The organism is Streptomyces hypolithicus, assembly GCF_052934925.1.
On the sequence record NZ_CM128811.1, the window covers coordinates 4,119,476 to 4,146,138 of the forward strand.

General features: G+C 70.5%; 18 protein-coding genes and 1 pseudogene. 11 read left to right on the top strand and 8 right to left on the bottom strand.

The annotated features are described in order from the left end of the window. Positions 1-20: 20 nt before the first annotated feature. The 3 genes from ACU6WZ_RS19510 to ACU6WZ_RS19520 all read left to right on the top strand — a co-directional run bounded on the left by ACU6WZ_RS19510 (position 21) and on the right by ACU6WZ_RS19520 (position 3,061). On the top strand, positions 21-929 hold the full coding sequence (locus ACU6WZ_RS19510) for a LysR substrate-binding domain-containing protein (RefSeq protein ID WP_447029353.1): 909 nt from the start codon (positions 21-23) through the stop codon (positions 927-929). A 100-nt stretch (positions 930-1,029) separates the two neighbouring features. Further along, the gene (gene alc, locus ACU6WZ_RS19515; protein ID WP_447029354.1) at positions 1,030-2,166 is read left to right on the top strand and encodes an allantoicase; all 1,137 of its coding nucleotides are present in this window, start codon (positions 1,030-1,032) and stop codon (positions 2,164-2,166) included. Between the two features lie 154 nt (positions 2,167-2,320). Further along, a complete protein-coding gene (locus tag ACU6WZ_RS19520) occupies positions 2,321-3,061 on the top strand; it encodes an SDR family oxidoreductase (protein ID WP_447029355.1) in 741 nt (246 codons plus the stop codon). 63 nt (positions 3,062-3,124) lie between these two features. Here ACU6WZ_RS19520 and pepN (ACU6WZ_RS19525) read toward each other — a convergent pair whose 3' ends face one another. From pepN (ACU6WZ_RS19525) to ACU6WZ_RS19535, 3 genes are all read right to left on the bottom strand, one after another. Next, positions 3,125-5,695 carry an aminopeptidase N gene (gene pepN, locus ACU6WZ_RS19525; protein ID WP_447029356.1) on the bottom strand — a complete coding sequence of 857 codons (2,571 nt, stop codon included), beginning with the start codon at positions 5,693-5,695 and terminating at the stop codon, positions 3,125-3,127. A gap of 159 nt (positions 5,696-5,854) precedes the next feature. Beyond that, the gene (locus tag ACU6WZ_RS19530) at positions 5,855-6,883 is read right to left on the bottom strand and encodes an aspartate-semialdehyde dehydrogenase (protein WP_447029358.1); all 1,029 of its coding nucleotides are present in this window, start codon (positions 6,881-6,883) and stop codon (positions 5,855-5,857) included. 336 nt (positions 6,884-7,219) lie between these two features. After that, the gene (locus ACU6WZ_RS19535; protein ID WP_447029359.1) at positions 7,220-10,510 is read right to left on the bottom strand and encodes a S8 family serine peptidase; all 3,291 of its coding nucleotides are present in this window, start codon (positions 10,508-10,510) and stop codon (positions 7,220-7,222) included. A 212-nt stretch (positions 10,511-10,722) separates the two neighbouring features. Here ACU6WZ_RS19535 and ACU6WZ_RS19540 point away from each other — a divergent pair, with 212 nt between their 5' ends. Next, entirely contained in the window at positions 10,723-11,184 is a 462-nt protein-coding gene (locus ACU6WZ_RS19540) for an NUDIX hydrolase (protein ID WP_447029360.1), read from the top strand. Positions 11,185-11,513: 329 nt separating this feature from the next. Further along, positions 11,514-13,238, top strand: a complete 1,725-nt coding sequence (locus ACU6WZ_RS19545) for a TIGR03767 family metallophosphoesterase (RefSeq protein WP_447029362.1) — start codon at positions 11,514-11,516, stop codon at positions 13,236-13,238. 139 nt (positions 13,239-13,377) lie between these two features. Here ACU6WZ_RS19545 and ACU6WZ_RS19550 read toward each other — a convergent pair whose 3' ends face one another. Together ACU6WZ_RS19550 and pepN (ACU6WZ_RS19555) are read right to left on the bottom strand one after the other, a co-directional pair. Continuing rightward, positions 13,378-14,442, bottom strand: coding sequence for a hypothetical protein (locus ACU6WZ_RS19550; protein WP_447029364.1), 1,065 nt, complete (start codon positions 14,440-14,442; stop codon positions 13,378-13,380). Positions 14,443-14,641: 199 nt separating this feature from the next. Continuing rightward, positions 14,642-17,229, bottom strand: a pseudogene (gene pepN / locus ACU6WZ_RS19555) (aminopeptidase N). Between the two features lie 135 nt (positions 17,230-17,364). Here pepN (ACU6WZ_RS19555) and ACU6WZ_RS19560 point away from each other — a divergent pair. Then, positions 17,365-18,003: a mycothiol-dependent nitroreductase Rv2466c family protein gene (locus tag ACU6WZ_RS19560; RefSeq protein WP_447029366.1), complete on the top strand. Its 639-nt coding sequence runs from the start codon at positions 17,365-17,367 to the stop codon at positions 18,001-18,003. A 154-nt stretch (positions 18,004-18,157) separates the two neighbouring features. Here ACU6WZ_RS19560 and ACU6WZ_RS19565 read toward each other — a convergent pair whose 3' ends face one another. Beyond that, complete coding sequence (locus ACU6WZ_RS19565; RefSeq protein ID WP_447029368.1) at positions 18,158-18,799, bottom strand: superoxide dismutase; 642 nt, start codon at positions 18,797-18,799, stop codon at positions 18,158-18,160. Between the two features lie 255 nt (positions 18,800-19,054). Here ACU6WZ_RS19565 and ACU6WZ_RS19570 point away from each other — a divergent pair, with 255 nt between their 5' ends. Further along, on the top strand, positions 19,055-19,465 hold the full coding sequence (locus ACU6WZ_RS19570) for a hypothetical protein (protein WP_447029370.1): 411 nt from the start codon (positions 19,055-19,057) through the stop codon (positions 19,463-19,465). A gap of 132 nt (positions 19,466-19,597) precedes the next feature. Next, a complete protein-coding gene (locus ACU6WZ_RS19575; protein WP_447029372.1) occupies positions 19,598-20,854 on the top strand; it encodes a S1 family peptidase in 1,257 nt (418 codons plus the stop codon). A gap of 107 nt (positions 20,855-20,961) precedes the next feature. On the opposite strand, the gene ACU6WZ_RS19580 is transcribed toward ACU6WZ_RS19575, so the two are convergent. Beyond that, positions 20,962-22,407, bottom strand: a complete 1,446-nt coding sequence (locus ACU6WZ_RS19580; protein WP_447029374.1) for an amino acid permease — start codon at positions 22,405-22,407, stop codon at positions 20,962-20,964. Between the two features lie 494 nt (positions 22,408-22,901). Here ACU6WZ_RS19580 and ACU6WZ_RS19585 point away from each other — a divergent pair, with 494 nt between their 5' ends. After that, positions 22,902-23,504: a biotin transporter BioY gene (locus ACU6WZ_RS19585; RefSeq protein ID WP_447029376.1), complete on the top strand. Its 603-nt coding sequence runs from the start codon at positions 22,902-22,904 to the stop codon at positions 23,502-23,504. Positions 23,505-23,628: 124 nt separating this feature from the next. Here the strand turns inward: ACU6WZ_RS19585 and ACU6WZ_RS19590 are convergent, their stop codons facing one another. Beyond that, complete coding sequence (locus tag ACU6WZ_RS19590; protein WP_447029378.1) at positions 23,629-25,101, bottom strand: amino acid permease; 1,473 nt, start codon at positions 25,099-25,101, stop codon at positions 23,629-23,631. Positions 25,102-25,259: 158 nt separating this feature from the next. Here ACU6WZ_RS19590 and ACU6WZ_RS19595 point away from each other — a divergent pair, with 158 nt between their 5' ends. Further along, entirely contained in the window at positions 25,260-25,748 is a 489-nt protein-coding gene (locus ACU6WZ_RS19595; protein WP_447029379.1) for a ribose-5-phosphate isomerase, read from the top strand. A gap of 82 nt (positions 25,749-25,830) precedes the next feature. Beyond that, positions 25,831-26,643, top strand: coding sequence for an Fpg/Nei family DNA glycosylase (locus ACU6WZ_RS19600; RefSeq protein ID WP_447029380.1), 813 nt, complete (start codon positions 25,831-25,833; stop codon positions 26,641-26,643). Positions 26,644-26,663: the final 20 nt, after the last annotated feature.

Below are 26,663 nucleotides of genomic sequence, written 5' to 3' on the forward strand. Positions count from 1 at the left end.
ACCGGGATAGATTCCGTCCCATGATCGAGTGGGACATCAAGAAGCTGCGGATTCTGCGGACCCTGCGCGACCGGGGGACCGTGACCGCGACGGCCGAGGCGTTGCTGATGACGCCCTCGGCCGTTTCGCAGCAGCTGTCCAACCTCGCCAAGCAACTCGGCGTACCCCTGCTGGAGGCGCACGGGCGGCGGGTGCGGCTCACGGACGCGGCCCACCTCGTGCTCCGGCACGCCGAGTCGGTGTTCGCGCAACTGGAGCAGGCGGACGCCGAATTGGCGGGGTACGTGAAGGGGGAGGCGGGCGAGGTGCGCGTCGGGGCGTTCTCGACGGCGGTGCCCGCGCTGGTCGTACCTGCGGTGCAGCGCCTGCGCACCACGCACCCCGCGCTGCGGGTCCGGGTACGGGAGGCGGAGGCGGCCCAGGCGTACGAGTTGCTGGCGAGCGGGGCCGTGGACCTGGCGCTGTCGCTGGCGGCGCACGCCCCGACCGCCCGCGACCTCCAACTGGCCCGGCTGCCGCTGCTGGCGGACCCGCTGGACGTGGCGCTCCCAGCCGCGCACCCGCTCGCCGCCGCGCCGGGGCTTCGGCTCGCCGACCTCTCGGGGGAGCCGTGGATTTTCGGCGGGAGCGGGCCCTGGTCGGAGATCACCCGGCACGCGTGCGAAGCGGCGGGCTTCGTCCCCGAACAGGCGCACAGCGCGGCCGGCTGGACGGCGATCCTGGCCATGGTGGAGGCGGGCATGGGCGTGGCGCTGGTCCCGCGGATGGCGGCGGCCGAGCGGCGTACGGGCGTGGTGATGCGGGTCCTGAACGCGGACCAGCCCCAGCGCCACGTGGTGGCGGCGGTACGCCGCGGAGCGGAGGCGGGGCCCGCGGTCGCCCGCGTCCTGGCGGCCCTGCGGCAGGTCGCGGCGGCGCGGACGGGGTGAGGTCCGCTCAGCGAGGGTGGCCTCACCTTTCGGTTCTGCTTCAAAGCCTGTCCAGAAACATTCGATGGACCTGACCGGTTCGGGCTGTGACAGTCGAGGCATGACTACGACGCGCGAAGCGCACTCCGAGGACCCGCACGCCAACGACGCAGCCCCCTACGGCGGAGGCGACCCGTACGCCGACTACCGCGGTGGGGACTTCGCCTTCACCGACCTGGTCGACCTGGCCGACCGGCGTCTGGGGGCCGGTGTCGTCGCCGCCAACGACGAGTTCTTCGCCGAGCGCGAGAACCTCCTCATCCGCGAGCGAGCCGTCTTCGACCCCGAGCACTTCGGGCACAAGGGCAAGATCATGGACGGCTGGGAGACCCGCCGCCGTCGCGGCGCCGACGGGGCGCGGCCGTTCCCGGAGCCCGAGGACCACGACTGGGCGATCGTCCGTCTCGGCGCCCCCGGCGTCATCCGCGGCATCATCGTCGACACCGCCCACTTCCGCGGCAACTACCCGCAGCGCGTCAGCGTCCAGGCCGCCTCCGTGGAGGGCACGCCGAGCCCGGAGCAGCTGCTGGGCGCGGACGTGAAGTGGGAGGAGCTCGTGCCGCCCACCCCCGTGCGCGGCCACGCCGCCAACGGTTTCGAGATCACCGCCGAGCGCCGCTTCACCCACCTCAGGCTCTGCCAGCACCCCGACGGCGGCGTCGCCCGGCTGCGGGTGCACGGCGAGGTGGTGCCCGACCCCGAGTGGCTCGGCCTGCTCGGGACCGTCGACCTCGTCTCGGTACTCAACGCTGGGGTGTACGAGGACGCGTCCGACAAGTTCTACTCCTCGCCGACCCAGATCATCCTGCCCGGCACCTCGCGCAAGATGGACGACGGCTGGGAGAACCGCCGCCGCCGCGTCCGCGACACCAACGACTGGGTGCGTTTCCGCCTCGTCGCTCAGGGCGCCATCCGCGCCGTCGAGATCGACACGGCGTACCTCAAGGGGAACTCGGCCGGCTGGATCGCCCTGAGCGGCCGCAACGGCGAGAGCGGCGACTGGTTCGAGATCATCCCGCGCACCCGGCTCCAGCCCGACACGCTCCACCGCTTCAAGCTCCCGGCGCAGGCCGTCGCCACCCACGTCCGCCTCGACGCGTTCCCCGACGGCGGCGTGGCCCGGATGCGGCTGCACGGCGAACCGACCGCGCAGGGCACGGCCGACCTGCGCGCGCGCTACCAGGACCTGACCGGCTGAGGGTCGCGGACCGGCGTTCTCCCGCTCTGCGTTACGGGGCAACGCAGAGCGGGCGCCGCTCGCCGGTACGGCACGATGGTCGCGCTCACCGGCGACGCGATTCCCGTCCGTGCCACTGAGGTGAGCACCACCGAACGATCACAGGAGGCAACTCGTGTCACGTCCCGTCACCATCGTCACCGGCGGTAGCCGGGGAATCGGCGCGGCGACCTGCCTCCGGCTCGCGGTCGACGGGCACGACCTCGCCCTCGGGTACGTCAGCAACGCAACCGCCGCCGAGGCGACCGCAGCCGACGTGCGCGCGGCTGGCGCGCGCTGCGTCACGGTGCGCGTGGACACCTCCGCGGAGGCCGACGTGGACCGGCTGTTCGACGTCACCGCCGCCGAACTCGGCCCCGTCACCGGCCTCGTCAACAACGCCGGTGTTACCGGGCCCCTCGGCCGCCTCGCCGACGCCACCACCGAGAACCTGCGACGCGTCGTCGAGGTGAACCTCCTGGGCTACCTGCTCTGCTGCCGCCGGGCCGCCCGGGACATGGCGGCGCGCGGCAGCGGCGCCATCGTCAACATCTCCTCCGTCGCCGCCACCCTGGGCAGCCCCGGCGAGTACGTCCACTACGCCGCGACCAAGGCCGCCACCGACGCCCTCACCGTCGGCCTGTCCAAGGAGCTCGGCCCGGACGGCATCCGGGTCAACGCGGTCGCCCCCGGCGTCGTCAACACCGAGATGCACGCCGCCATGGGAGACCCCGACCGCCCCGCCAAGGCGGCCGCCGTGACCCCCCTTGGGCGGCCCGGCGAGCCCTTCGAGATCGCCGCCGCCGTCTCCTGGCTGCTGTCCGCCGACGCGTCGTACACCACCGGCACCGTTCTCAAGGTCGCCGGCGGGCGCTGAGCGGACACGGCCGAGGGGCCCCGGTCCGCCGTGCGGCGGGCCGGGGCCCCTCGGTGCGCGGGGCTACGCCGCCGCGTCCGCCGCCTGGGCCTTCAGCGCGCGCTCGATGCCCGAGCGTGACTCCGACATCAGGCGCCGCAGCGCGGCGTTCGGGCCCGCCGACGCCAGCCACGCGTCCGTCGCGTCCAGCGTCGCCTGCGAGACCTGCACGGCCGGGTACAGGCCGACCGTGATCTGCTGCCCCATCTCGTAGCTGCGCGACTCCCAGATGCGCTCGACCGCCGCGAAGTACTTCTCCGTGTAGGGCGCGAGCAGCTCACGCTGGCCGGTCTGCACGAAGCCGCCGATCACCGCCTCCTGCATCGAGTTCGGCAGCTTGTCGGAGTCCACGACCGAGGCCCATGCCTGCGCCTTCGCCTCCGCCGTCGGCCGCGCCGCCCGCGCCGACGTGGCGTGCAGTTCGCCCGCGGACGTCTTGTCGCGCTCCAGCTCAGCCGCGATCGCCTTCTCGTCCGCGCGGCCCGTGGCCGCGAGCCGTCCGACCAGGGCCCAGCGCATCTCGGTGTCCACGGCCAGGCCCGCGACCGTCTCCGTGCCGTCCAGCAGGCCCTGGATCAGGTCCAGCTGCGCGTCGGTACGGGCCGTCGAAGCGAAGGCCCGCGCCCACGCCAGCTGATGGTCGCTGCCCGGCTCGGCGGCGTGCAGCTGTTCCAGCGTCGCGTCTGTCCACCGCGTCAGGCCCGTCTCGCGCCAGTCGGGTGCGGCGTACAGCTCCAGCGCCAGCTTCGCCTGCCGGTGCAGCGACTGCACCACACCGATGTCCGACTCCTTGGCGATGCCCGACAGGACCAGCGCGAGATAGTCGCGGGTGGCGAGCTCGCCGTCGCGGGTCATGTCCCACGCGGCCGACCAGCACAGTGCGCGCGGCAGCGACTCGGCGAAGTCACCGATGTACGCCGTCACGGTGGCCAGCGACTCGGCGTCGAGGCGCACCTTCGCGTACGACAGGTCGTCGTCGTTCAGCAGGATCACCGCGGGCCGCTTCGTGCCGGCGGGGAACGGCACCTCGGTGAGCTCGGCCGCCGCGATGTCGAGCTCGATCCGGTTCGTACGAACCAGCTTTCCGGCGCCGTCCAGGTCGTAGCAACCGACCGCGATCCGGTGCGGGCGCAGCGTCGACTCGCCCTTGGCGCCCGCCGGCAGCGCCGGCGCCTCCTGGCGTACCGCGAAGGAGGTGACGTTGCCGTCGGCGTCCGTCGCGATCTCCGGGCGCAGGATGTTGATGCCAGCCGTCTCCAGCCATGCCTTCGACCACGTCTTCAGGTCGCGGCCGGACGTCTTCTCCAGCGCGCCGAGCAGGTCGGACAGGCGCGTGTTCCCGAACGCGTGCGCCTTGAAGTACGCCTGCACGCCCCGGAAGAACTCGTCCTGGCCGACGTACGCGACGAGCTGCTTGAGCACCGACGCGCCCTTGGCGTACGTAATGCCGTCGAAGTTGACCAGGACGTCGTCCAGGTCACGGATCTCGGCCATGATCGGGTGCGTGGAGGGCAGCTGGTCCTGGCGGTACGCCCAGGTCTTCTCCGAGTTCGCGAACGTCGTCCACGCGTGCGGCCACTTCGAACCCGGCGCGTACGCCTGGCAGGCCACCGAGGTGTACGTGGCGAACGACTCGTTCAGCCACAGGTCGTTCCACCACTCCATGGTGACGAGGTCGCCGAACCACATGTGCGCCAGCTCGTGCAGGATCGTCTCGGCGCGCCGCTCGTACGCCGCGTCGGTCGTCCGGGAACGGAAGATGTACTGGTCGCGGATGGTCACCGCGCCCGCGTTCTCCATCGCGCCCGCGTTGAACTCCGGGACGAACAGCTGGTCGTACTTCGCGAAGGGGTAGGCGTAGTCGAACTTCTCCTGGAACCAGTCGAAGCCCTGCCGCGTCACCTCGAAGATGTCGTCCGCGTCCAGGAACTCGGCGAGCGACGGCCGGCAGTAGATGCCGAGCGGCACGCTCTGTCCGTCCTTCTCGTAACTGCTGTGCACCGAGTGGTACGGGCCGACGATCAGCGCGGTGATGTACGTCGACATCCGCGGCGTCGGCTCGAACGCCCAGACGTCGTCCTTCGGTTCCGGCGTCGCCGAGTTGGAGATGACCGTCCAGCCGGCCGGCGCTTTCACGGTGAACTGGAAGGTCGCCTTCAAGTCCGGTTGCTCGAACGACGCGAACACGCGCCGCGCGTCCGGCACCTCGAACTGGGTGTAGAGGTAAGCCTGCTCGTCGACCGGGTCGACGAAGCGGTGCAGTCCCTCACCCGTGTTGGTGTACGCGCAGTCGGCGACGACCCTCAGCTCGTTCGGGCCGGCCTCAAGGTGCTTCAGTGCGATCCGCGAGTCGCGGAAGACAGCGGCGACGTCCAGCGACTGCCCGTTCAGGACGACCTGGTGCACGGCGGGAGCCACCAGGTCGATGAAGGTCTCGGCGCCGGCCTCGGCGGACTCGAAACGCACGGTCGTCGCGGACCGGTAGGTGCCGCCCTCCTGCGCGCCGCTCAGATCGAGCTCGATCTCGTACGCGTCAACAGTGAGCAGGCTTGCCCGCTGCTGGGCCTCTTCGCGGGTCAGATTCGTGCCAGGCACCCAGTCATCTCCTCGGTGTGCGGTGTTCGATGTGCGGTGTTTGACGTTGGCGCCATCCTTCCATGGGCGCGATCAGGACGCGGTGGCATATCCGCGCCGCATGCCGGAGGGGCGGGGACTCCGGTGAGTCCCCGCCCCTCCCGCTGTATCGCGCGCAGGTCAGCCCTTGAGCTCGGCCGCCACCAGCTCCGCGATCTGCACGGCGTTCAGCGCCGCGCCCTTGCGCAGGTTGTCGCCCGAGAGGAACAGCGCCAGGCCGTTCTCGGCGGTCTCGTCGGTGCGGATGCGGCCGACGAACGACACGTCCTTGCCGGCTGCCTGGAGCGGCGTCGGGATCTCGGACAGGGCGACGCCCGGCGCCCCGCCGAGCAGCTCGTACGCGCGCTCCACGCTCAGCGGGCGCTCGAAGCGGACGTTGACCTGGAGCGAGTGGCCGGAGAAGACCGGGACGCGCACACAGGTGCCCGAGACCTTGAGGTCGGGGATCTCCAGGATCTTGCGGGACTCGTTGCGGAGCTTCTGCTCCTCGTCGGTCTCGAAGGAACCGTCGTCGACGATCGCCCCGGCCAGCGGCAGCACGTTGAACGCGATGGGGCGCTTGTAGACACCGGGCGCGGGGAATTCCACGGCGTCGCCGCCGTGAGTGAGCTCGGCCGCGTGGTCCACGACCTTCTTGACCTGGCCGTCGAGCTCGGCGACACCGGCCAGACCCGAGCCGGACACGGCCTGGTAGGTGGTGGCGACCAGCGCGGTCAGGCCCGCCTCGGCGTGCAGCGGCTTCAGGACGGGCATCGCGGCCATCGTGGTGCAGTTCGGGTTCGCGATGATGCCCTTGGGGCGGTCGGCGACCGCGTGCGGGTTGACCTCGGAGACGACCAGCGGCACCTCGGGGTCGCGGCGCCAGGCCGACGAGTTGTCGATCACGACGGCGCCCTGCGAGGCGACCTTCTCTGCCAGCGCCTTGGACGTGGCGCCACCGGCGGAGAAGAGCACGATGTCCAGGCCCGAGTAGTCGGCCGCGGAGGCGTCCTCGACGGTGATGTCCCTGCCCTGCCACTCGATCGTGGAACCGGCGGAGCGGGCGGAGGCGAAGAGGCGAAGCTCGTCGGCCGGGAAGTTCCGTTCGGCCAGAATCCTGCGCATGACTGTGCCGACCTGACCGGTGGCTCCGACGATTCCGACCCTCACGGGGACTCCTTCGTACGTACGAACGTGCTCAAGGCAGCTGACCTGACGCTGCCCATCATGCGTCTGTCCAAGGTGTCCTTGTCCAATCCAATGTCCGGACCCTGGACCTGCGACGCTGTCCTCATCGCACCTCGAAACCGCACGGTCCGCCAGTCCTGATCCGGAGGAATCCGGGCGGGGAAGGTGTGCGGCCCGGCGCTCGTGGTGACACGCCTCACCGGCTGCGGCCTGCCGTCGACCGCCCAGACGAGTAGGGAGCCCAGACGACCCGAGCGCCCAGACGAAGGGGCGGACGCCGTACTGGCCGCCCGCCCCTCCCTCTACGCGATCAAGCCGTTACGGCGTGACCTTCTCGATCTGGGCACTGCCGGAGCCCGCGACCGTGCCGCGCGTGTTCACCAGCTGCACCTCGCCGAAGAACTGCCGGCCCTCGGGAGCCGCGCCGGCCACCACGACCTCGGCCTTGACCTGCGCCGAAGCGCCGTTGGCCAGCTTCACGACCTGCGAGTCGTCGACCTTGACCTGGCCGAGCGACGGCGCGAAGTACACATCGCGGTAGTCGTACGCCGTGGTCCCGGCCGGAATCGCGTAGCCGTCGACGACGACGCGGTACGTGCCGGCGGCCGGCTTGACGAGTCTGACGGCCTCCTCGGAGTCACCGTCGGCGGCCGAGCCGACGAGCACACTGCCGCGGTAGACCGCCAGGTCCAGGTCCGCGGCGGTGTCGGCGACGTTGCCGATGGCGACGTCGAGGCGCTCCACGCCCTCACCGATGGTGATCGTGGACTCCTGCTGCTCGCTCTGCTTGATCGAGGGACGGGCGTCCTTCGACGAGCCGAGTGAGCCGCCCTTCAGCTTGCCGTCGAGCGCGGCGAAGCCGTTGGTGACCTTCCACTCCACCGGTGCCGGCGTGCCGACCTTGGCCTCGGCGATCTTCTGCACCGCCGGGTCGAAGTCGGCGCCGAGCACCGTCACGTCCAGCTGGTACGGGTTGTCGAGCAGCGGCGACGTGCGGCGCGACTCGACCTCGACCTCCCAGACACCGGGCTGCGGGTTCGCGTACGCACGCACGTCGGGGCGGCAGGTGTTGGAGGGGCTGGTGTAGTTCGGGTAGCAGTTGATCGTCGACGTCGGGTCGGACGGGACGCCGTACGGGTGGATGGAGATGAACCGCGTCTGGCTGCCGGCGGCGAGCCCGCCCAGCGCGACCTCAAGGGACTTCGCGCCCTCGGGGACGGTGACGAAGTACGACTTCGGGGCGTTGCGCTGCACCGAACCGGTCTCGGAGACCGAGTACGCGGGCTTCGCCAGGTCCTGCGACGCGACCACGGTCGTGAGGATCTGCTTGTCGATGCCCTCGGTGCGGATGTCGTCGACCTCGAGGATCGCGCTGTGGATGCCCTCCGAACGCGGCTCGGCGACGATCTGGACCGTGACCGGCGTGTTCAGCTGGAGCAGGATCTCGTCCCGGCCGGCGAGCTTGAAGGTGCCGTCGTTGTTCTCCAGGTGCAGCTCGTGGCGCACGGCGCGGTCCGGGCCCGAGGTGCGGGTGACCACGACGTCGTAGAACTTCTTCTTGCCGGTCTTCAGGCCGCCCTCGCGGTCGTAGAGGCCGGTGCCGAAGCCCGGGGTCTTCAGGAACTGGTCGATCGCGGTGTCGACCGGCGCCTTGACCGTGTAGTCGTGGGCGGTCGCGTCCTTCTTGATCGCCGTCCACGCGTCCACGATGTTGATCCGGCCGGCGCCCTCTTCGTGCGCCTGGAAGCCCTTGATGTGGTCGGCCTGGCTGACCAGCGCCGTACGCAGCTTCGCGGGCTTGAGCTCGATCCCGCTCTGCTTGGCGGCCGACAGCAGCAGCGCGCTCGCGCCCGCCGCCTGCGGCGAGGCCATCGAGGTGCCCTGGAGCATCGAGTAGCCGGCCGGCAGGCTGTAGCCGGCCTCGGCGACGGGGCCGCCGGGCGCCCAGGTCTGGGTGGTGTTGATGGACGCGCCGGGCGCGGAGATGGTCGGCGCGAAACCGCCGTCCTCGCGCGGGCCGCGCGAGGAGAACGGCATCATCGCGTACCGCTTCTCCACGACCGAGCCGTAGTTGGCGGCCCAGGTCTCCTTGGAGATGGACGCGCTGACCGAGATCACCTTGTCCGCCAGCGACGGGTCGCCGATGGTGTTGGTGCCGGGGCCGCTGTTGCCGGCCGAGATGACCAGCTGCACGCCGTAGGTGTCGATGAGGCGGGTGTAGAGCTCGGCGCGGGCGTTGTTGCCGTCGTTGAGCGCCGGCAGGCCGCCGATCGACATGTTGACGATGTCGACACCGCGCTCGGTGACGAGATCGATCATGCCCTCGGTCAGCGCGACGTTGGTGCAGCCGCCGCTCCAGGTGCAGGCGCGCGAGGAGACCAGCTTGGCGCCGGGGGCGGCGCCGTTCATCTTGCCGCCGAAGAGGCTGTTGGCGGCGGTGATGCCGGCGACGTGCGTGCCGTGCGAGCCCTCGATGATGCCGATGTTGACGTAGTCGGCCTTTGCGCCGGCGGCGTTGTAGACGACGTCCTTGCGGATCTCGGCGACGAACGGGATCTGCTCGACGACCTCGGTCGCCGGGTCGTCCTTGCCGAAGTACCGGATCTGCTTCTCGTCCTTGTACGGCTTCATCGCCTCTTCGTCGCCGAAGTCGGCGTCGTTGTCGAGGTCGACGCGGACCGTGCCGGCCGCGGCGTCGTACAGCACGCCCCAGACGTCGGTGGTGTCACCGTCGCGGTTCAGGTCGCCCGCCATGTCGCCACCCGTGGTGGCGGCCTCCGCGAACGTGCTGAACTTGTACGTGCCCGCAGGCGCGGACCAGGTACGGCCGCCGATCGCGAAGGACGGGCCGCTCACCTCGGCCGTCATCCGGCGCCACGTTCCGTCGCCGTCCGCGACCGGGTCGGTGGCCGTCACCCAGTCGACGATCTTGCGCTCGCCTGTGGTGGTCTTTTGCAGCGCGGGGTGACCCAGGTCGACACCGGAGTCGAGGATGCCGATGGTGATCCCGCGGCCGTCCGCCTTCGGGTTCTCCTTCACGAAGTCGACGGCGCCGGTCTCGAAGGACGGGTTGTACGGGTTCTTCGCCGGCGTCTTCTTCCCCGGAGCGGGGTACGTGCCCTCGGCTGCGGTCTCCGCACCCTTGCCGCGGTCGGCCGCCGGCGTCGGGTCGTCCAGCTCGATCTCCTGCTTGAGGTCGATGCCGTGGACGGAGGACAGCTTCGCGGCGGCCTTGATGGCCGCGTCCGCCTTGCCGGTCGGCAGGGTGGCGCGTACGTAACCGAGCTTGTCGTCCGTGCGTCCGACCAGTCCGCCCGGTACGGCGTCGAACTGCTTCGCGACCTCCTCGGTGGCGCCGGGCGCGGTCGCGACCATCAGGGTGACGCTCTTCGCGCCGTCGGCCTCCGCCTCGGCCAGCAGGTCGGCGTCAGCCGAACCCAGCTTCTTCGCGGCCGACTTGGTGGTCGCAGCGGTACCGGGGTCGTCGGTGCCTGCCGCGGTGGCGGTTACCGGCGCGGCCGCACACAGTGCGGCAACCAGACCGGCGGCGAGCGCGATGCGGGCCGCGGGTCTGGCCGCGCGTATGGAGCCGGATGATTCGAGGGTCATGGGCTTCCCTGTATGTGAAAGAAGGAGTCCGGAATACGGTGCCGGATGACCGCTCAGCTTTGCCTAAGTGAGAGACTTTTGGGGAGAGTTGTCGATAGTGGAATGCGGTCGTGGCGCACATCCGCCACTGCGCGGCATGCGCCATCGGGGTCAAATCGCCAGATTCCGGGCACTTGGGAAGGCGCTGGGCCACGACCCCGTAACCTCAGCCAATGAACCGAGAGCTCAGGGTGGCGGCCTACGCCGTGTGCGTCCGGGACGGGCAGCTGTTGCTGGCCCGCTGGGTGGCACCCGACGGGGCGAAGCGGTGGACGCTGCCGGGCGGTGGCATGGACCACGGCGAGGACCCGTACGACACGGTGATCCGCGAAGTGGAGGAGGAGACGGGGTACGCGGCCGAGCCGGTCCGGTTGCTCGGCGTCGACTCCGTCACCCGTCGCTATCCACGCAGGCTTGGCGCGTTCGCGGACTTCCAGGGGCTGCGGATCGTCTACGAGGGGCGGATCGCCGGGGGTGAACTCCGCCACGAGGCGGGCGGCTCGACGGATCTGGCGGCGTGGCATCCCCTGGACGAGGTGGCCCGGCTCGACCGTGTCGAACTGGTCGATACCGGGATAAACCTCTGGCGCGAGCGGCCGGCGACGGGGCGAGTGCGTCCGGCGCATGCGCGGTGACCTCGCGCGGTGACATCGCGCGGTGACTCGCGCGGCACAATCCAGCGCCTCCGGCGTTCGAGGAGTGCGGTCCGGGGCCGAGCTCCAGCGGCCGGCCCGCGGCCACTGCCCCGGCAGGATGAACGCCGGGGGAGCGGCGCGGCGACGGCCGGCGAGCAGCAGACGGCGTTCAGGCGACGCCCGCCACCCGGGTGATCCCTGTCCGACGATCGGCGCTGCCCGTTGCGGAGCAGTTAACGCACAGGCCATCCCGGATGCCAACGATCCAGTGGGGGCGGGAGGTTCCACCTCCGCTCAGCCGCCTCGATCGCATCCCGGGGAGACCGCGCATGTCACGCCTAAGCTCCGCAGCCGAATCCGCCCTCGACCGACGCACGTTCCTCGCCGCCACCGGCGCGGTCGGCGTCTCCGCCGGTCTCGGCATCGCCCTGGGCCCGGAGTCCGGCGCCGCCGGGGCTTCCGCCGGGCCCGGCATCCCCGGCCCCGCTCCCGCCGCCGTCGCCACGGCCGCGGGCCCCACCCTTCCTCCCGGCGCCGTCCCGGCCCAGGCCGGCACCACCCTGCGTACGGTCGCCACGCCGCGCGGCGACGCGTCCGGCTACCGGCGGCTCGCCGCGGGACCCGGCTGGAAGCGCGTCGTACGGACCCAGCTGGCCGCCGCCCGCTCCGGGCGCGCGGACCGCCGTACCGCCCTCGCCTCCTTCGTGCAGCTCACCGACCTGCACATCACTGATGTCCAGCACCCGGTCCGCACCGAATACCTGCGCGCCCAGGCCGACGCGGCCTGGCGGCCGCAGGAAGCCCTCACCGTGCACGGCGCGATCTCACTCGTCGAGCGCGTCAACGCACTGCGCGGCGGGCCCGTCACCGGCGCGGACCTCGCTTTCGCCATGACGACCGGCGACAACACGGACAACAACAACAAGGCCGAACTCGACTGGTTCCTGCGCACCATGAGCGGCGGCCGCATCACCCCCAACACCGGCCACCGGACGCGCTACGAAGGCGTCCAGGACTCGGGCCTGCCGCTCTTCTGGCACCCGGACGGCGCCCTGCGCGACGCCGACAAGAAGCGGGGTTTCCCGCGTCTGGAGGGCTACCTCGCCGCCGCCCTGCGGCCCGTCAACAGCCCCGGGCTCCGGATGCCCTGGTACTCCACGGTCGGCAACCATGACGACCTGTCCAGCGGGACCTTCGCCAACGGCGGCTCCGGGTACCTCGCCGACTTCGCGGTCGGTGGCCGCAAGCTGTTCTCCCTGCCGGCGTCCGAGGCGAAACCGCTCGAAGCGCTGCTGAAGAAGGGCGGCGACCCCAAGGGGCGCTTCTTCGCGGACCTCCTGCGCCGCGAGACCCGGCGGATGCGCTCCATCACCCCCGACCCGGCCCGCGCCCCGTTCACCGCGCGCGAGTACGTCGAGGCGCACCTCGACCCGGCGTACGCGGGGGCCGGAGGAGTGCCCGGCCACGGCTATACGCGGGAGAACGCCGACACCGGCAACCTGTACTACTCGTTCCGGATCTCCGACGACGTACTCGGTATCAGCCTCGACACGACGGACAAGGGCGGACACTTCGCGGGCTCGATCGGCCCGGCGCAGCTGAGCTGGCTGAAGCGGACGCTGGCCGCGCACCGGGACGACCACGTCATCGTCTTCAGCCACCACAACAGCTGGACCTTCGACGACGGCGGCGGCGACAAGATCGGCGACCTCCTGCAGCGCAACAGCAACGTCATCGCGTGGATCAACGGGCACAGTCACCGCAACGCGATCCTCGCCCACCGCACGTTCTGGGAGATCTCGACCGCCTCCCATGTCGAGTTCCCGCAGCTCGCGCGGATCATCGAGCTGACCGACAACGAGGACGGCACACTCTCGCTGTTCACCACGCTCATCGAGTCCGCCGCCCCGCACCGCACCGACTTCACCGACCTCAGCCAGACCGGCCTCGCGTCGCTCTACCGCGAGCTGTCCCTCAACGCCCCGGGCGCCCGACAGACCCTGGCCGGCCCGGCCGACGCCCGCAACACGGAACTCCTCATCAGGAAGCCCTAGGGGCCTGTCCGGCGGATCATGGCCGGGGTCGCGACGCCGCGGGGAATTGTCAGACACCCCCTACTAGGGCGCTCCGGCGCCTTGCGATGCACCGCACCAGACGCCGCGACCTCTCCGACCCTGGTCCGCCGGACGGGCCCTAACGCGGCAGCACGACGACATGCGCGGACGGTTCCCGGTCGGCCGACGCCATCAGGGCGGTCCGCACGATTGTCGCCTGCTGCTGCGGTGCGTCCCGCAGCTTCTTCGGCGTGAGGTGTACGACGGTGATGCCGAGCCGCTCCAGGTGCTCGCGCTTGCGGGCGGACTGCGACCACTGGACGCCGTCGTCGATGTCGGGGTGGTCCTGCTGGTGCGCGCGGGTGTCCAGCTCCACGGCCACGGCATGGTCGGGCCAGTAGACGTCGACCCCGCCGAGGTGGGGGCCGCCGGGAAGGCGAAGGTCGACGTTCCACAGCGGGTCGGGCAGCCCGTGGTCGCGGACCAGCTCGTACAGCCGGTCCTCGGCGAGGGCCCGCCCCTCGGCGAGCAGGGAGTCGACGGCGTCGACCACGTGCGGCCGTGAGAGCAGCCGGGCGAGTGTCAACTCCCTCACCAGCGAAGCCGGTTCGCAGTGTCCGCCGCGGATAGCCTCGGTGAGCAGCAGTCGTACCGTGTCGGCGTCGGTGCGGCAGTCGCCGAGTTGCGCGACCGCGTCGGCCAGGGCGCGTGCCACGGGGGCTACGGGTACGCCGCCGAGCTGCTGGGCCTGCGGCATGGCGTGTGCCCGCACCAGGCGCGCGCACCCGGTGGAGCGCAGCCGGCGCGTGCGGGGGACCAGCACGTCGATGCGGTCCAGGGAGAGCAGCGGGGGAGCGGACGAGAAGCGGTGCAGGGCGAGCGCGGCCAGCCCGGTGACCATGGTCTCGCCGTACGCCCCGGCCTTCCCGTCGCCCGTGTCCTGCGCCGGGATCGCCGCATCGCCCGCGGGCCGGCCCGCGTACAACAGCGTGGCGTGCAGTCGCTCCTCGCTGGTGGTCGGCCCCGAGTGCAGGGCGAAGACGCCGGGGAGGATCTGCTGCCACGGCCCGCCGGGACGGCACCGGGCGGCGCTCTTGGCGGCGGTGACCCCGTGCGCGCGCAGTTGCCCGGCGGACAGGACGCGGCGGCGGGCGTCGGTGAGGTGGCCGACCGGGCGGGGGGAGACGGGGGTGTTGTGGTTCATGTCCCGGGACTTCCCGCCAACGCCCCTCCCGCTAACCCCTGTTACGTACTCGTCGACAATCCAGGACAAGCCTGCACTAAAGTACGGCCGTTCGACTGCCGAAACCGCACCCCCGCTGGCACCCGCCGCTCGCCCGCCGCATTTCGGAGAAGCGCCGGGCCCATCCGGTCCGCAGCCCCGGCCGGGATGGGCCCGGGACTCACACCCCCGCCGCCCCCCGGTCGCAGGCCTGACCCCGCAGCCCCCGCGCCAGGTCGTCCCGCGCCTCCAGCACCAGCCGCCGCAGCGCGGGAGCCGAATCCGGGTGGCCGCTCAGCCAGGCGTCGGCCGCGTCCAGCGTGCCCTGGTCGTCCTGGAGACCCGGGAACAGTCCCGACACGACGTCCATTCCGATCTGGATCGACCGCTCGGCCCACACCCGCTCGATCACCGCGAAGTACTTCTCGGCGTACGGCGCCATCAGCTCCCGCTGACTCGGCTGTACGAAACCGCCGATCGTCGCCCCGACCAGCGCGTTCGACAGCGCGTCGGACTCCACGAGCGCCGCCCACGCCTGCGCCTTGACCGCCGCCGAGGGGCGCGACGCGAGGCACCGCACCTGGTGGCGCTTGCCGGACGCCGTGTCGTCGCGCGCCAGCTCCGCGCCGATCGCCCTCTCGTCGGCCGCCCCGTGCGAGGCGAGCGGGCCGAGGAACGTCCAGCGCAGCTCCTGGTCCACGTCGAGGCCGTCGATCTTCGCCGTGCCGTCCAGCAGGCCTGGAGCAGCTGGAAGTCCGCCGCCCCCGTCGCCACGGCCGCGAAGAACCGTGCCCATGTCAGCTGGCTCTCACTGCCGGGCTCCGCGATCCGCAGTTCCCGCAGCGCGCCCCCGGCGAGGAGACGCCCGCCCTCCTCACGCCACTCGGGCGCCGCGTAGTGCGTGAGCGCGGACCGCGTCCAGGCGTGCAGCATCTGGAGTACGCCGATGTCGCTCTCGCGGCCCGCGAACCTCAGCACCAGGTCGATGAAGTCCCGCGCCGGCATCAGCGCGTCCCGCGTCAGGTTCCACAGCGCGGACCAGCACAATGCCCTGGCCAGGGGATCCGTCAGCTCACCGAGGTGCGCGCGCAGCGTGTCCAGCGACTCCGCGTCGAAGCGGATCTTGCAGTACGTCAGGTCGTCGTCGTTGACGAGCACCAGCTCCGGCTTCTCGCTGCCCACGAGCTCCGCCACGACCGTACGCGGCCCCGCGACGTCCACCTCGGCCCTCGCGTACCGCACCAGCGCGCCGGCCGCCTCGCGGCGGTACAGCCCGACGGCCACCCGGTGCGTCCGCAGCTCGGGGTGCGACCGCGCCGCCTCCTGGAGCACGGCCAGCTCGGTGATCCGCCCGCCGGAGTCGTAAGTGATCTGCGGCGTCAGCGAGTTCACCCCGGCGGTCTGCAGCCACGCCCGTGACCACGCGGCCAGGTCCCGCCCCGACGTCTCCTCCAGCACCGCCAGCAGATCGGCGAGCCGGGTGTTCCCGTACGCGTGGCGCTTGAAGTACCGCCGGGCGCCTTCCATGAAGGCGTCCTTACCGACGTACGCGACGAGCTGCTTGAGGACGGACGCGCCCTTGGCGTAGGTGATCCCGTCGAAGTTGAGCTTCGCGTCCTCCAGGTCACGGATGTCGGCGGTGACCGGGTGCGTCGAGGGCAGCTGATCGGCCCGGTACGCCCACGCCTTACGGTTGTTGGCGAAGGTGACCCACCCGTTGGTGAACCGGGTCGCCTCCACCAGCGAGTACGAGCCCATGAAGTCCGCGAAGGACTCCTTCAGCCACAGGTCGTCCCACCACCGCATGGTGACGAGGTCACCGAACCACATGTGCGCCATCTCGTGCAGGATGACGTTCGCCCGGCGCTCGTACGACGCCCGCGTCACGTTCCCGCGGAAGATGTACTCCTCGCGGAAGGTCACACAGCCCGGGTTCTCCATCGCGCCGATGTTGTACTCCGGCACGAACGCCTGGTCGTACTTCCCGAACGGGTAGGGGAAGTCGAAGTGGTCGTGGAAGAAGTCGAGTCCCTGCTTGGTGACCGTGAAGATGTCGGTGGCGTCGAAATGCCTGGCAAGGCCCTTGCGGCACATCGCGCCGAGCGGAATCTCCAGCTCCGTGCCGTCGCCGAGCACCCGCCGGTAGAGATCGCTCTCGTAGTGGTACGGCCCGGCGACGACGGCAGTGATGTACGTGGACACCGGCTTCGTCTCGGCGAACCGCCAGACGCCGTCCGCGCCGTGCTCGCCCACGCCGTTGCTCCAGACCGTCCACCCCTCCGGGGCGCGGACCTCGAAGCGGAAGGGGGCCTTCAGGTCGGGCTGTTCGAAGTTGGCGAAGACGCGGCGCGCGTCGGCCGGTTCGTACTGCGTGTAGAGATAGACCTCGCCGTCCTCCGGGTCGACGAAGCGGTGCATGCCCTCGCCGGTCCTGCTGTACGCGCACTGGGCGTCCACGACCAGCACGTTCTCCTCGCGCAGTCCGGCGAGCGCGATCCGCGATCCGTCGAAGACCGCCGCCGGGTCCAGAGCCTCGCCGTTCAGCGTCACGGCCGTCACCGACGGTGCCAGCAGGTCCAGGAAGGTGCCGGCGCCCGGAATGGCGCACCGGAAGCGGAGCGTGGTCACGGACCGGAACGTCCGCGGCTCCCCGCCGTCCGTCGCCTCCTCGACCGCCGATCGCAGGTCGAGGGCCACTTCGTACCCGTCGACGGACAGCAGCTCGGCCCGGTCGCGGGCCTCGTCGCGGGACAGATTCTCACCGGGCACGGGCACTCCTTCGTGTCTCGTACGAACGACCCGATCTTCCCACGCGGCACTGGCACCCGGTGCGCGCGGGAATCCTGCGGTGCCGGCGGACGTTCGCAGGTAGGAGCTGTTATCGCGTCCTGGATGAGGAGAGACATGTCCGAGAACGGCAAGACCACCGCAGACTTCTGGTTCGACCCGCTGTGCCCGTGGGCCTGGATGACGTCCCGCTGGATGCTGGAGGTCGAGAAGGTCCGCGATGTCGAGGTCCGCTGGCACATCATGAGCCTCGCCGTGCTGAACGAGGACAAGCTCGACGATCTCCCGGAGAAGTACCGCGAACTCCTCGGCCCCGAGGCATGGCGCCCCGTCCGGGTGGTCGCCGCGGCCCGGGAGCTGCACGGCAACGACTCGGTCGGCCGCCTCTACACCGCGCTCGGCACCCGCTTCCACAACCGTGACGAAGGTTCGACCCTGGAGGCGATCGCCGGCGCGCTGGCCGACGCCGACCTGCCGGCGGAGCTGATCGAGTACGCGGAGAAGGACACGTACGACGCGGAGATCCGTGCCTCGCACCAGCTGGGCATCGACAAGGTCGGCCAGGAGGTCGGCACCCCGGTCATCGCGGTCCCGGGCGCGGACGGCGACGAGGTCGCGTTCTTCGGCCCCGTGGTCACCCCGGCACCGAAGGGCGACGCGGCGGCGCGGCTGTGGGACGGCACCCTCATGGTCGCCTCGGTCCCCGGGTTCTACGAGATCAAGCGCACCCGCACCCAGGGCCCGATCTTCGACTGACCGTACCGACCCCGTCACCACACCACAGCCCAACAGAGCAGACAGCCGGCCCCCGCGAGTCATGTCCTCGCGGGGGCCGGCTGTTTCATCCACCCGCCCCGGTGAAAGTTGAGAAGACGATCACGAGGCCGGGCGTGTGCGGGCCCGTCCGTGCTTACGGAACGAGCAGCAGGGTGTTCGCGTGCGCCTTCGCCGCGGCGTAACGCTTCGACACGTCCTGCCAGTTGACGACCTTCCACATGGCCTCGATGAAGTCCACCTTCTGGTTCTTGTACTGAAGGTAGAAGGCATGCTCCCAGGCGTCGAAGACGAGGACCGGGACGGAGCCCTGGCCGACGTTGCCCTGGTGGTCGTACACCTGCTCGACGATGAGGCGACCGCTGAGCGGCTCGTACGCGAGAACGCCCCAGCCGGAGCCCTGGGTGGTCGCGGCGGCCTTGGTCAGCTGCGCCTTGAACTTGGCGAACGACCCGAAGGACTCGGCGATCGCGTCCGCGAGGTCGCCCACACCGTCCGCGGCCAGCGGCTCGCCGCCGCCGTCACCGGTCATGTTGTGCCAGTAAATGGAGTGCAGGATGTGGCCGGAGAGATGAAAGGCGAGGCTCTTCTCCAGGCCGTTGATGGCGCCCCAGGAGTCCTTGTCTCGCGCCTCTGCAAGCTGCTCAAGGGTGTCGTTGGCGCCCTTGACGTACGCCGCGTGGTGCTTGTCGTGGTGCAGCTCGATGATCTGCGGATTGATGACAGGTTCGAGCGCCGCGTAGTCGTACGGAAGTTCAGGAAGTGTGTACGTGGCCATGTCCGAGCCCTCCCACTGCTTATTGCGACCTGTATGCAGGTGCACCCTAACAGCAGGAGTCTCGGAAGTTGATCAGACGCGGCTGTGCCGGGGTGCGTAATCGAGCCATGAAAAGGGATGAATTTCCTTCAACTCTGGCTTGAACGGCGTCGTGACAGGCCGTCGTCTACCACATATTTTCGCTGATGGCGTGAGGAATCGATCACACTGCGCTGCGGTCCCGGGAAAGTCCAGAACGGCGCAAGGAGAGCGGCCGTGCATGACGAGTTCCTGTGCCACGTCACCGCCTACGGAATCTGTGGCGGGCAGCACGTCGGCGTGCCCCTCGGCACGTACCGTGCGCCCACGCTCGCCCTCGCGCTGTGGTGGATGCGAGACCGCGCGACCTGGATAGCCGAGCGGCTCGACCCCAGCCCGGCGAGCGAGCACTTTCCCGCCGAGGCCCTCGCCCCCATGGCCACCAGCGCCCCGGACGTACCGCACACGCTCCGGGCCTGGCGCGATGACGAGACCCATCAGGGCATGATCGCCGAGCGGTTGTCCGGCGGACACCTCGTGCGCGTCGTCACGCGCGACGACACCACGGAGTACGAATTCCTCGCGGAGTCCGTGGACGCGCTGCGGATGGACCGGGCCGGTCCCGCCCTGCTCAACGAGTCCGCCTGACCTCGTTCCCCCAAGTAGCCGTTCCGGCAACGGGCGTTGAACACACCTCTCGTCACATCCGTAACAAGGGGCGGACGCGTCCCCCCGGTTTCCGCAGGCAACCGGGCTCCGTTCCCCGTGAGAGGCGACGAATTGAGTCACAGGCGAATACCCAAGCGCAAGGCCGTACTTGCGGGTGCCGGGGCGGTGGGAATCGCCGCGGCCGCGGTGCTGCTGCCCCAGGCCAACGCATCGCAGTCCGGCGAAGAAGGAGAGCCGGGCCCCCGGCAGATCAGTGCGGCGTCCGCGGCCGACCTCATCGCACGGCTGGCTCCGCGGCTCGGCACGTCCTATGCCGGTGCCTACTACGACTCCGGAAAGCAGCAGCTCATCGTCAACGTGAACGTCGTGGGTGACGACAACGACGTGAACCTGGAGGTCAAGAAGGCCGGCGCCGTACCGAGGAAGGTGCGCAACAGCGGGGCCGAACTGAAGACCGCCGCGGCGACCCTGGCCCAGCGGGCCACCATCCCCGGCACGTCTTGGGCCATCGATCCCCGCACGAACGGGATCGTGGTCACGGCGGACCGTACGGTCACCGGAGCCAGGTGGGACCGGCTGGAGTCGGCGGTCGAGTCGCTGGGCTCGGGGGTGGCCAGAGTGCGGAAATCAGCCGGTGAGTTCAAGACATTCGCTGAGGGCGGTGACGCCATCTTCGGTGGTGGCGCGCGCTGCTCGCTCGGCTTCAACGTGACCACCCAGGACGGCAGCCCCGGCTTCCTGACCGCCGGTCACTGCGGTGTGGCGGCCGAGCAGTGGTCGGAGGCGGCGGGCGGCCCCGCGATCGGTACGGTGCAGAACGCCGTCTTCCCCGGAGACGGTGACTTCGCGCTCGTCACCTACGACGACCCGGGCGTCGACGCCCCCGCCACGGTGGACGTGGGCAACGGGCAGAGCGTGGAGATCAAGCAGGCGGCGGACGCGGCGGTCGGCCAGGAAGTGCTCCGCATGGGCAGCACGACGGGGCTCAAGGACGGCGCGGTCACCGGGCTCAACGCCACGGTCAACTACCCGGAAGGCACCGTCACGGGCCTCATCCAGACCAACGTCTGCGCCGAGGGCGGCGACAGCGGCGGTGCGCTCTTCACCGAGGACGGAAGCGCGGTGGGGCTGACGTCGGGGGGCAGCGGCGACTGCACCTCGGGCGGCGAGACGTTCTTCCAGCCCGTGACAACGGCCCTGGCAGCGGTCGGCGCCGAGCTCGGGGCGGGTACCGGCACTGGTGCCGGTGACGCAGCGGGCGCGGGTGAGGACGCGGGTGCCGGTGAGGACGCGGGTGCGGGCGTGCCCGACGACGTCGGCATCGGCGGGAGCGAGGAGGAGGACGCCGAGCAGGGCGCCCACCAGTGACCGCCGACGCGCTCAAGAAAGTCCGCTGTGGGGGAGATTGAGGACGCGCGAAAACGCGCGGGAGCTCCGGGCCGCACCAGCGCCGGCCCGGGGCTCCCGCGCGCAGCTCAGTCCTGCTTGTCCACCGTCGCCGCCACCCCGGACCGCTCTCGCGACTTCTGCAGCGCGAAGCCGCCCGCGGCCAGCACCAGCGTCAGCGCGCCCGTAGCGAGCAACTGGTCGCGCGTCTGCGGCTGCTGCGTCATGAGCCAGAAGATGTAAGCCATCCCGCCCAGCGCCACCCACGTGAGCACCGGGTACGCCCACATCTTCACGACCAGCTTCTCCGGCGCCTCGCGCTCGGTGCGGCGCCGCAGCAACAACTGCGAGACGGCGATGAAGATCCAGACGACCAGGATCACCGCGCCGATCATGTTCAGCAGCCAGGGGAAGACCTTCGTCGGACTCCAGTAGCTCAGCAGCACGCACCCGAAGCCGAAGACCGAGGACGCCAGCACGGCCACCCGCGGAACGCCGCCGGACAGGGCGCCGAGCACCTTCGGGCCCTGGCCGCGCCGGACCAGCGAGTACCCCATCCGCGAGGCGCCGTAGATGTTGGCGTTCATCGCGGAGAGCAGCGCGACCAGGATGACCACGTTCATGATCTCCGCGGCGGCCGGAATCCCCAGGTGGTCGAGGGTCGCGACGTACGGCCCCTTCTCCACGACCGCCTTGTCGTCCCACGGCACGACCGTGACGATGACCGCCATCGACCCTACGTAGAAGAGCGCGATGCGCCACATCGCCGTCCGCACGGCCTTGGCGACGCCCTGGACGGGGTGCTCGGACTCGGCCGCCGCGATGGTGACCGTCTCCAGGCCGCCGTACGCGAAGACCGAGGCGAGCAGCCCGACGATCAGGCCCTCGCTGCCGTTCGGCAGGAATCCGCCCTCACCGGTGAGGTTGGCCGTGCCGGGGGCCGCCGCGTCGCTGCCGGGCAGGATGCCGAGGATGGCGAGCGCGCCGATGACCAGGAAGAGCGTGATCGCGCCGACCTTCAGCGCGGCGAACCAGAATTCGAACTCGCCGAAGTTCTTGACGGCCGCGAGGTTGGTGGCGAGGAAGACCAGCATGAACAGGGCTACCCATGCCCACTGCGGCGTGTCGGGGAACCAGCCCGTCATGATGTTCGCCGCGCCGATGCCCTCCAGCCCGACCGCCACGCACAGCAGAACCCAGAACGCCCACCCCGCGGTGAAGCCCGCCCACGGCCCGATCGCGCGCTCCGCGTGGACGGAGAAGGACCCGGAGGCAGGATTGGCCGCCGACATCTCGCCGAGCATGCGCATCACGAGCATCACCAGGAGCCCGGACACCGCGTAGGCGATGACGATCGAGGGACCGGCGGCGGCGATGCCCGCGCCCGATCCGACGAACAGTCCCGCGCCGATGACACCGCCGAGGGCGATCATCGACAGATGGCGTTGCTTGAGTCCTTGCGCGAGCGGCGAGTCGGCCTTGTTGCCGACGGAGTCGGCGCCCTCGACGGGCGCAGGCGCGGAAGTCCGAGACATGGGGGTGCCCTGTTCAGTAGCTGAGACGGAGGAACGACGGGGAACAGAAGCCACAGTCTGGGTATGTGCCCCGTTCACAGGGAACACTTGACCGCTATACGGACACCATGCTGACACATGGTGAACACTCACCCACGTCTCGCACGCAACTCCCTCAACACGTGGGCCGGGGGCTCGGCCTGCTCGTCGTACATGGTGCTCGCAACTCGTGGGACGTTCGGCGGATCGCGCCGACGGTTTATCAAGAACCTACAGTCCTGCCGAGCACGTCACCTCTCGCCAAAAGGGGCCACCATGCCCCGGACCTCAGTGACGCGTATCACGCGAGCCCGGGATTGGCGCGCGCCCTTTGTCTGAACTCCACCAAACCGCCGAGCTCCGCTTTGTCAACGACTGACGGTGAGCGCTCGTCAGTCCCTGGGCTACGGTCGCCGTGTCCTTTCTGCCCTCCCCATTCTTTTCTCTTCCCCCTTCTTCTCTCCCGCGGAGTCCCGATGAGCACTGCTGCCGCCCCCGTCCGCTCCGGAGCGGTCCTCGCCGACCTGCTGCCGTCCGTTACCACCGCAGGCCGGGCCTTCGCCCGCGACGCGGCCCTGGTGCTCGGCGGAGCCGCGCTCACCGGCATCGCGGCGCAGATCGCCGTTCCGGTCCCCGGCTCCCCGGTGCCCGTCACCGGCCAGACCTTCGCGGCGCTGCTCGTCGGCACCGCCCTCGGCGCCCGCCGCGGCCTGCTCTCGCTCGCGCTGTACGCCGTCGTCGGCATGGCCGGGATGCCCTGGTTCGCCGGCGGGACCTCCGGTGCGGGAGGTGCCTCCTTCGGGTACATCCTCGGCATGCTGCTGGCCGCGACCGTGGTCGGAGCCCTGGCCCGCCGAGGCGGCGACCGCTCGGTGCTGCGCACCGCGGGCACGATGGTGCTGGGCTCCGCGATCATCTACGCCGTGGGCGTGCCATACCTCGCGCTGTCCACCGGCATGACGCTGAGCGCGGCCGTGGCTGCGGGCCTGGTGCCGTTCCTCATCGGCGACGCCCTGAAGGCGGCGCTGGCGATGGGCGCGCTGCCGGCCGCGTGGAAGCTGATCGGTGACCGCGACTGACTCGCTCGTACCCATGACCACGTACCCATGACCTCGCACGGCCGTACCCATGACCACGGAGGGGCCCGCACCTGCTCTCGCAGATGCGGGCCCCTCCGTCATGTCCGAGCCAGGGAAGCGGCCGCTACGGCGCGCCGACCGAGTCCTTCGCCGCGCTCCGCTCGACACCCTCGCCCCGGCCGCGCCGCCGCTGCTCGCGGACCAGCGCGATGCCGACCACCAGGGCCGCCACCAGCAGCGACAGCAGCACCTGCTCGCGGGCGGTTTCTTCGAAGGCCATGTAGCCGATGACGAAAATGATCATCGCGGCCGTCGCCCACGTCAGGTACGGGAACAGCCACATCTTCACGACCAGCTTCTCCGGCGCCTCGCGCAGGATGATGCCGCGCATCCGCAGCTGCGTGAAGCAGATGACCAGCCACACGAAGAGGGCGACCGCACCCGAGGAGTTCAGCAGGAAAGCGAAGACGGTGTCCGGCCACTTGTAGTTGAAGAAGACGGCGACGAAGCCGAAGGCGACCGAGGACAGGATCGCCGCCCGCGGAACACCCTGCTTGTTCGTCACGGCGAACGCCTTCGGCGCGTCACCGCGGCGGCCCAGCGAGAACGCCATCCGCGAGGCCGTGTAGAGCCCGGAGTTCAGGCACGACAGCACGGCCGTCAGCACGATGACGTTCATGATCTGACCCGCGTGCGGGATGCCGATGGAGTTCAGGGCGGCGACGTACGAGCCGTCGTCGACGATCGACTTGTCGTTCCACGGCAGCAGCGTCAGCACGACGAAGATCGAGCCGAGGTAGAAGACGGCGATCCGCCAGATCACGCTGTTCGTGGCCTTCGTCACGGCCCGCTGCGGGTCCGAGGACTCGCCGGCGGCCAGGGTGACGATCTCGCTGCCCATGAAGGAGAACACGACCATCAGCACACCGGTCAGGATCGCCCCGGCGCCGTGGGGGAAGAACCCGCCGCTGTCCGTCAGATGCGCTAGCCCGGCCCCCGGGTTGTCGGAGCCCGGCAGTACGCCGAAGACCGCCAGGAAGCCGATGACGACGAAGCCGCCGATCGCGACCACCTTGATGCCGGCGAACCAGAACTCGAACTCGCCGTACGACGCGACCGACGCGAGGTTGGTGGCCGTCAGCACGACCATCACGATGAGCGCCCAGCCCCACTGCGGTACGGCCGGGATCCACCCTTCGAGGATCTTCGCGCCTGCGGTCGCCTCCACGGCCAGCACCACGACCCAGAAGAACCAGTAGAGCCAGCCGATGGAGAACCCGGCCCAGCGCCCGAGGGCCCGGTCCGCGTACGCCGAGAAAGACCCCGAGGTGGGGTTCGCCGCGGCCATCTCGCCGAGCATCCGCATGACGAAGACGACCAGCACGCCGACGAGTGCGTACGACAGCAGGATCGCCGGGCCGGCCGCCGCGATACCGCTGCTCGAGCCGACGAAGAGGCCGGCACCGATCACGCCGCCAATGGCGATCATGGACAAATGGCGGTTCTTCAGACCGGCCTGGAGACCGTCGGAGGACTGCAGATTACCGGGTTCTTCCGGGTTTCCGCCTGCCTTCGCAAGGGTCGGCTGCGCGCTCATGCACAATCCTTAGCTTCTCGGGGCACTCGGGTTACGAGCCCTCGCATTCAAACCCGGTGTGTCCCAGGACGGAAGCCCTGATTCCGGATCGTTGTACGGGAGCCAAACTCCCGACCCCCGCGACGGCTACCCGGCCCCGCCCGTGCCACACTCCTCCCATGCGCGTGCACCTCGGTTCCGACCATGCCGGATACGAACTCAAGAACCACCTCGTCGAGTGGCTGAAGGCCCACGGGCACGAGCCCGTCGACTGCGGCCCCCACATCTACGACGCCCTGGACGACTACCCGCCGTTCTGCCTGCGCGCCGCGGAGAAGACCGCCGCGGACCCGGAGAGCCTGGGGATCGTGATCGGCGGTTCCGGCAACGGCGAGCAGATCGCCGCGAACAAGGTCAAGGGGGTGCGCGCCGCGCTGGCGTGGAGCGAGCAGACGGCGGCGCTGGGGCGCGAGCACAACGACGCCAACGTCATCTCCATCGGTGGCCGGATGCACACCGAGGCGGAGGCCACGAAGTTCGTGGAGATCTTCCTCTCCACCCCGTACTCGGGCGAGGAGCGCCACCAGCGCCGCATCGACATGCTCGCCGCGTACGAGCAGACCGGCGACCTCCCCCCCGTCCCCGCACACCACCCGCAGCAGCCGTAGCTCTCAATCGCAGCCAGGGCGTCCGTCCGGGGTGGGGCGGAGCCCCCGCGCCCCACCAGGCCCGCCCCAGGAGACCCACCGCATGCCCGAGGGGCACACCATCCACCGCCTCGCGGCGGACCACCGCGCCCGCTTCACCCCCGGCGCCCCTCTCCGCGTCACCAGCCCCCAGGGCAGATTCGCCGCAGCAGCGGCCCTCCTGGACGGCGCCCGCCTCGACACCGCCGAAGCCCACGGCAAGCACCTGTTCCTCGGCTTCGAGGAATCCGGCTGGGTCCACATCCACCTCGGCCTCTTCGGCAAGCTCGGCTTCGGCCCTGCCCCCGCGCCGCCCCCCACGGACACGGTTCGGCTGCGCTTGGAGAACACCGAGGCATACGCGGACCTGCGCGGCCCCACCACCTGCGCCCTGATCACCGACGGTGAGAAGCAGGCCATACACGACCGTCTGGGCCCCGACCCGCTCCGCCCCGACGCCGACCCCGCCAAGGCATGGCAGCGCATCTCCCGGAGCCGCACCACCGTCGCGGCGCTCCTCATGGACCAGAAGATCGTGGCCGGCGTCGGCAACGTCTACCGGGCCGAAGTCCTCTTCCGTCACGGCATCGACCCCTACCGCGCCGGCAAGGACCTGACCCGCCGCGAGTGGGACGCCATGTGGGCCGATCTGGCAGACCTCATGCGCGAGGGCGTGCGCAACAACCGCATCGACACGGTCCGCCCCGAGCACCTGCCCGAAGCGATGGGCCGCGCGCCGCGCGTCGACGACCACGGCGGCGAGGTCTACGTGTACCGCAGGGCGAACCTGCCCTGCCACATCTGTGGCGGCGAGATCCGCACCGCCGGTCTCGCCGCCCGCAACCTCTTCTGGTGCCCAGCCTGCCAACTGACCTGACCGACTCACCGGCGAGGCGC

Excerpts from the sequence above, each read along its gene's own strand:
- ACU6WZ_RS19560 (WP_447029366.1), top strand. The coding sequence starts at position 17,365 with ATGTCCGAGAACGGCAAGACCACCGCAGACTTCTGGTTCGACCCGCTG.
- ACU6WZ_RS19540 (WP_447029360.1), top strand. The coding sequence starts at position 10,723 with ATGAACCGAGAGCTCAGGGTGGCGGCCTACGCCGTGTGCGTCCGGGAC.
- ACU6WZ_RS19550 (WP_447029364.1), bottom strand. The coding sequence starts at position 14,442 with ATGAACCACAACACCCCCGTCTCCCCCCGCCCGGTCGGCCACCTCACC.
- ACU6WZ_RS19580 (WP_447029374.1), bottom strand. The coding sequence starts at position 22,407 with ATGTCTCGGACTTCCGCGCCTGCGCCCGTCGAGGGCGCCGACTCCGTC.
- ACU6WZ_RS19545 (WP_447029362.1), top strand. The coding sequence starts at position 11,514 with ATGTCACGCCTAAGCTCCGCAGCCGAATCCGCCCTCGACCGACGCACG.
- ACU6WZ_RS19590 (WP_447029378.1), bottom strand. The coding sequence starts at position 25,101 with ATGAGCGCGCAGCCGACCCTTGCGAAGGCAGGCGGAAACCCGGAAGAA.
- ACU6WZ_RS19510 (WP_447029353.1), top strand. The coding sequence starts at position 21 with ATGATCGAGTGGGACATCAAGAAGCTGCGGATTCTGCGGACCCTGCGC.
- ACU6WZ_RS19585 (WP_447029376.1), top strand. The coding sequence starts at position 22,902 with ATGAGCACTGCTGCCGCCCCCGTCCGCTCCGGAGCGGTCCTCGCCGAC.
- ACU6WZ_RS19600 (WP_447029380.1), top strand. The coding sequence starts at position 25,831 with ATGCCCGAGGGGCACACCATCCACCGCCTCGCGGCGGACCACCGCGCC.
- ACU6WZ_RS19565 (WP_447029368.1), bottom strand. The coding sequence starts at position 18,799 with ATGGCCACGTACACACTTCCTGAACTTCCGTACGACTACGCGGCGCTC.
- ACU6WZ_RS19535 (WP_447029359.1), bottom strand. The coding sequence starts at position 10,510 with ATGACCCTCGAATCATCCGGCTCCATACGCGCGGCCAGACCCGCGGCC.
- ACU6WZ_RS19595 (WP_447029379.1), top strand. The coding sequence starts at position 25,260 with ATGCGCGTGCACCTCGGTTCCGACCATGCCGGATACGAACTCAAGAAC.
- alc (WP_447029354.1), top strand. The coding sequence starts at position 1,030 with ATGACTACGACGCGCGAAGCGCACTCCGAGGACCCGCACGCCAACGAC.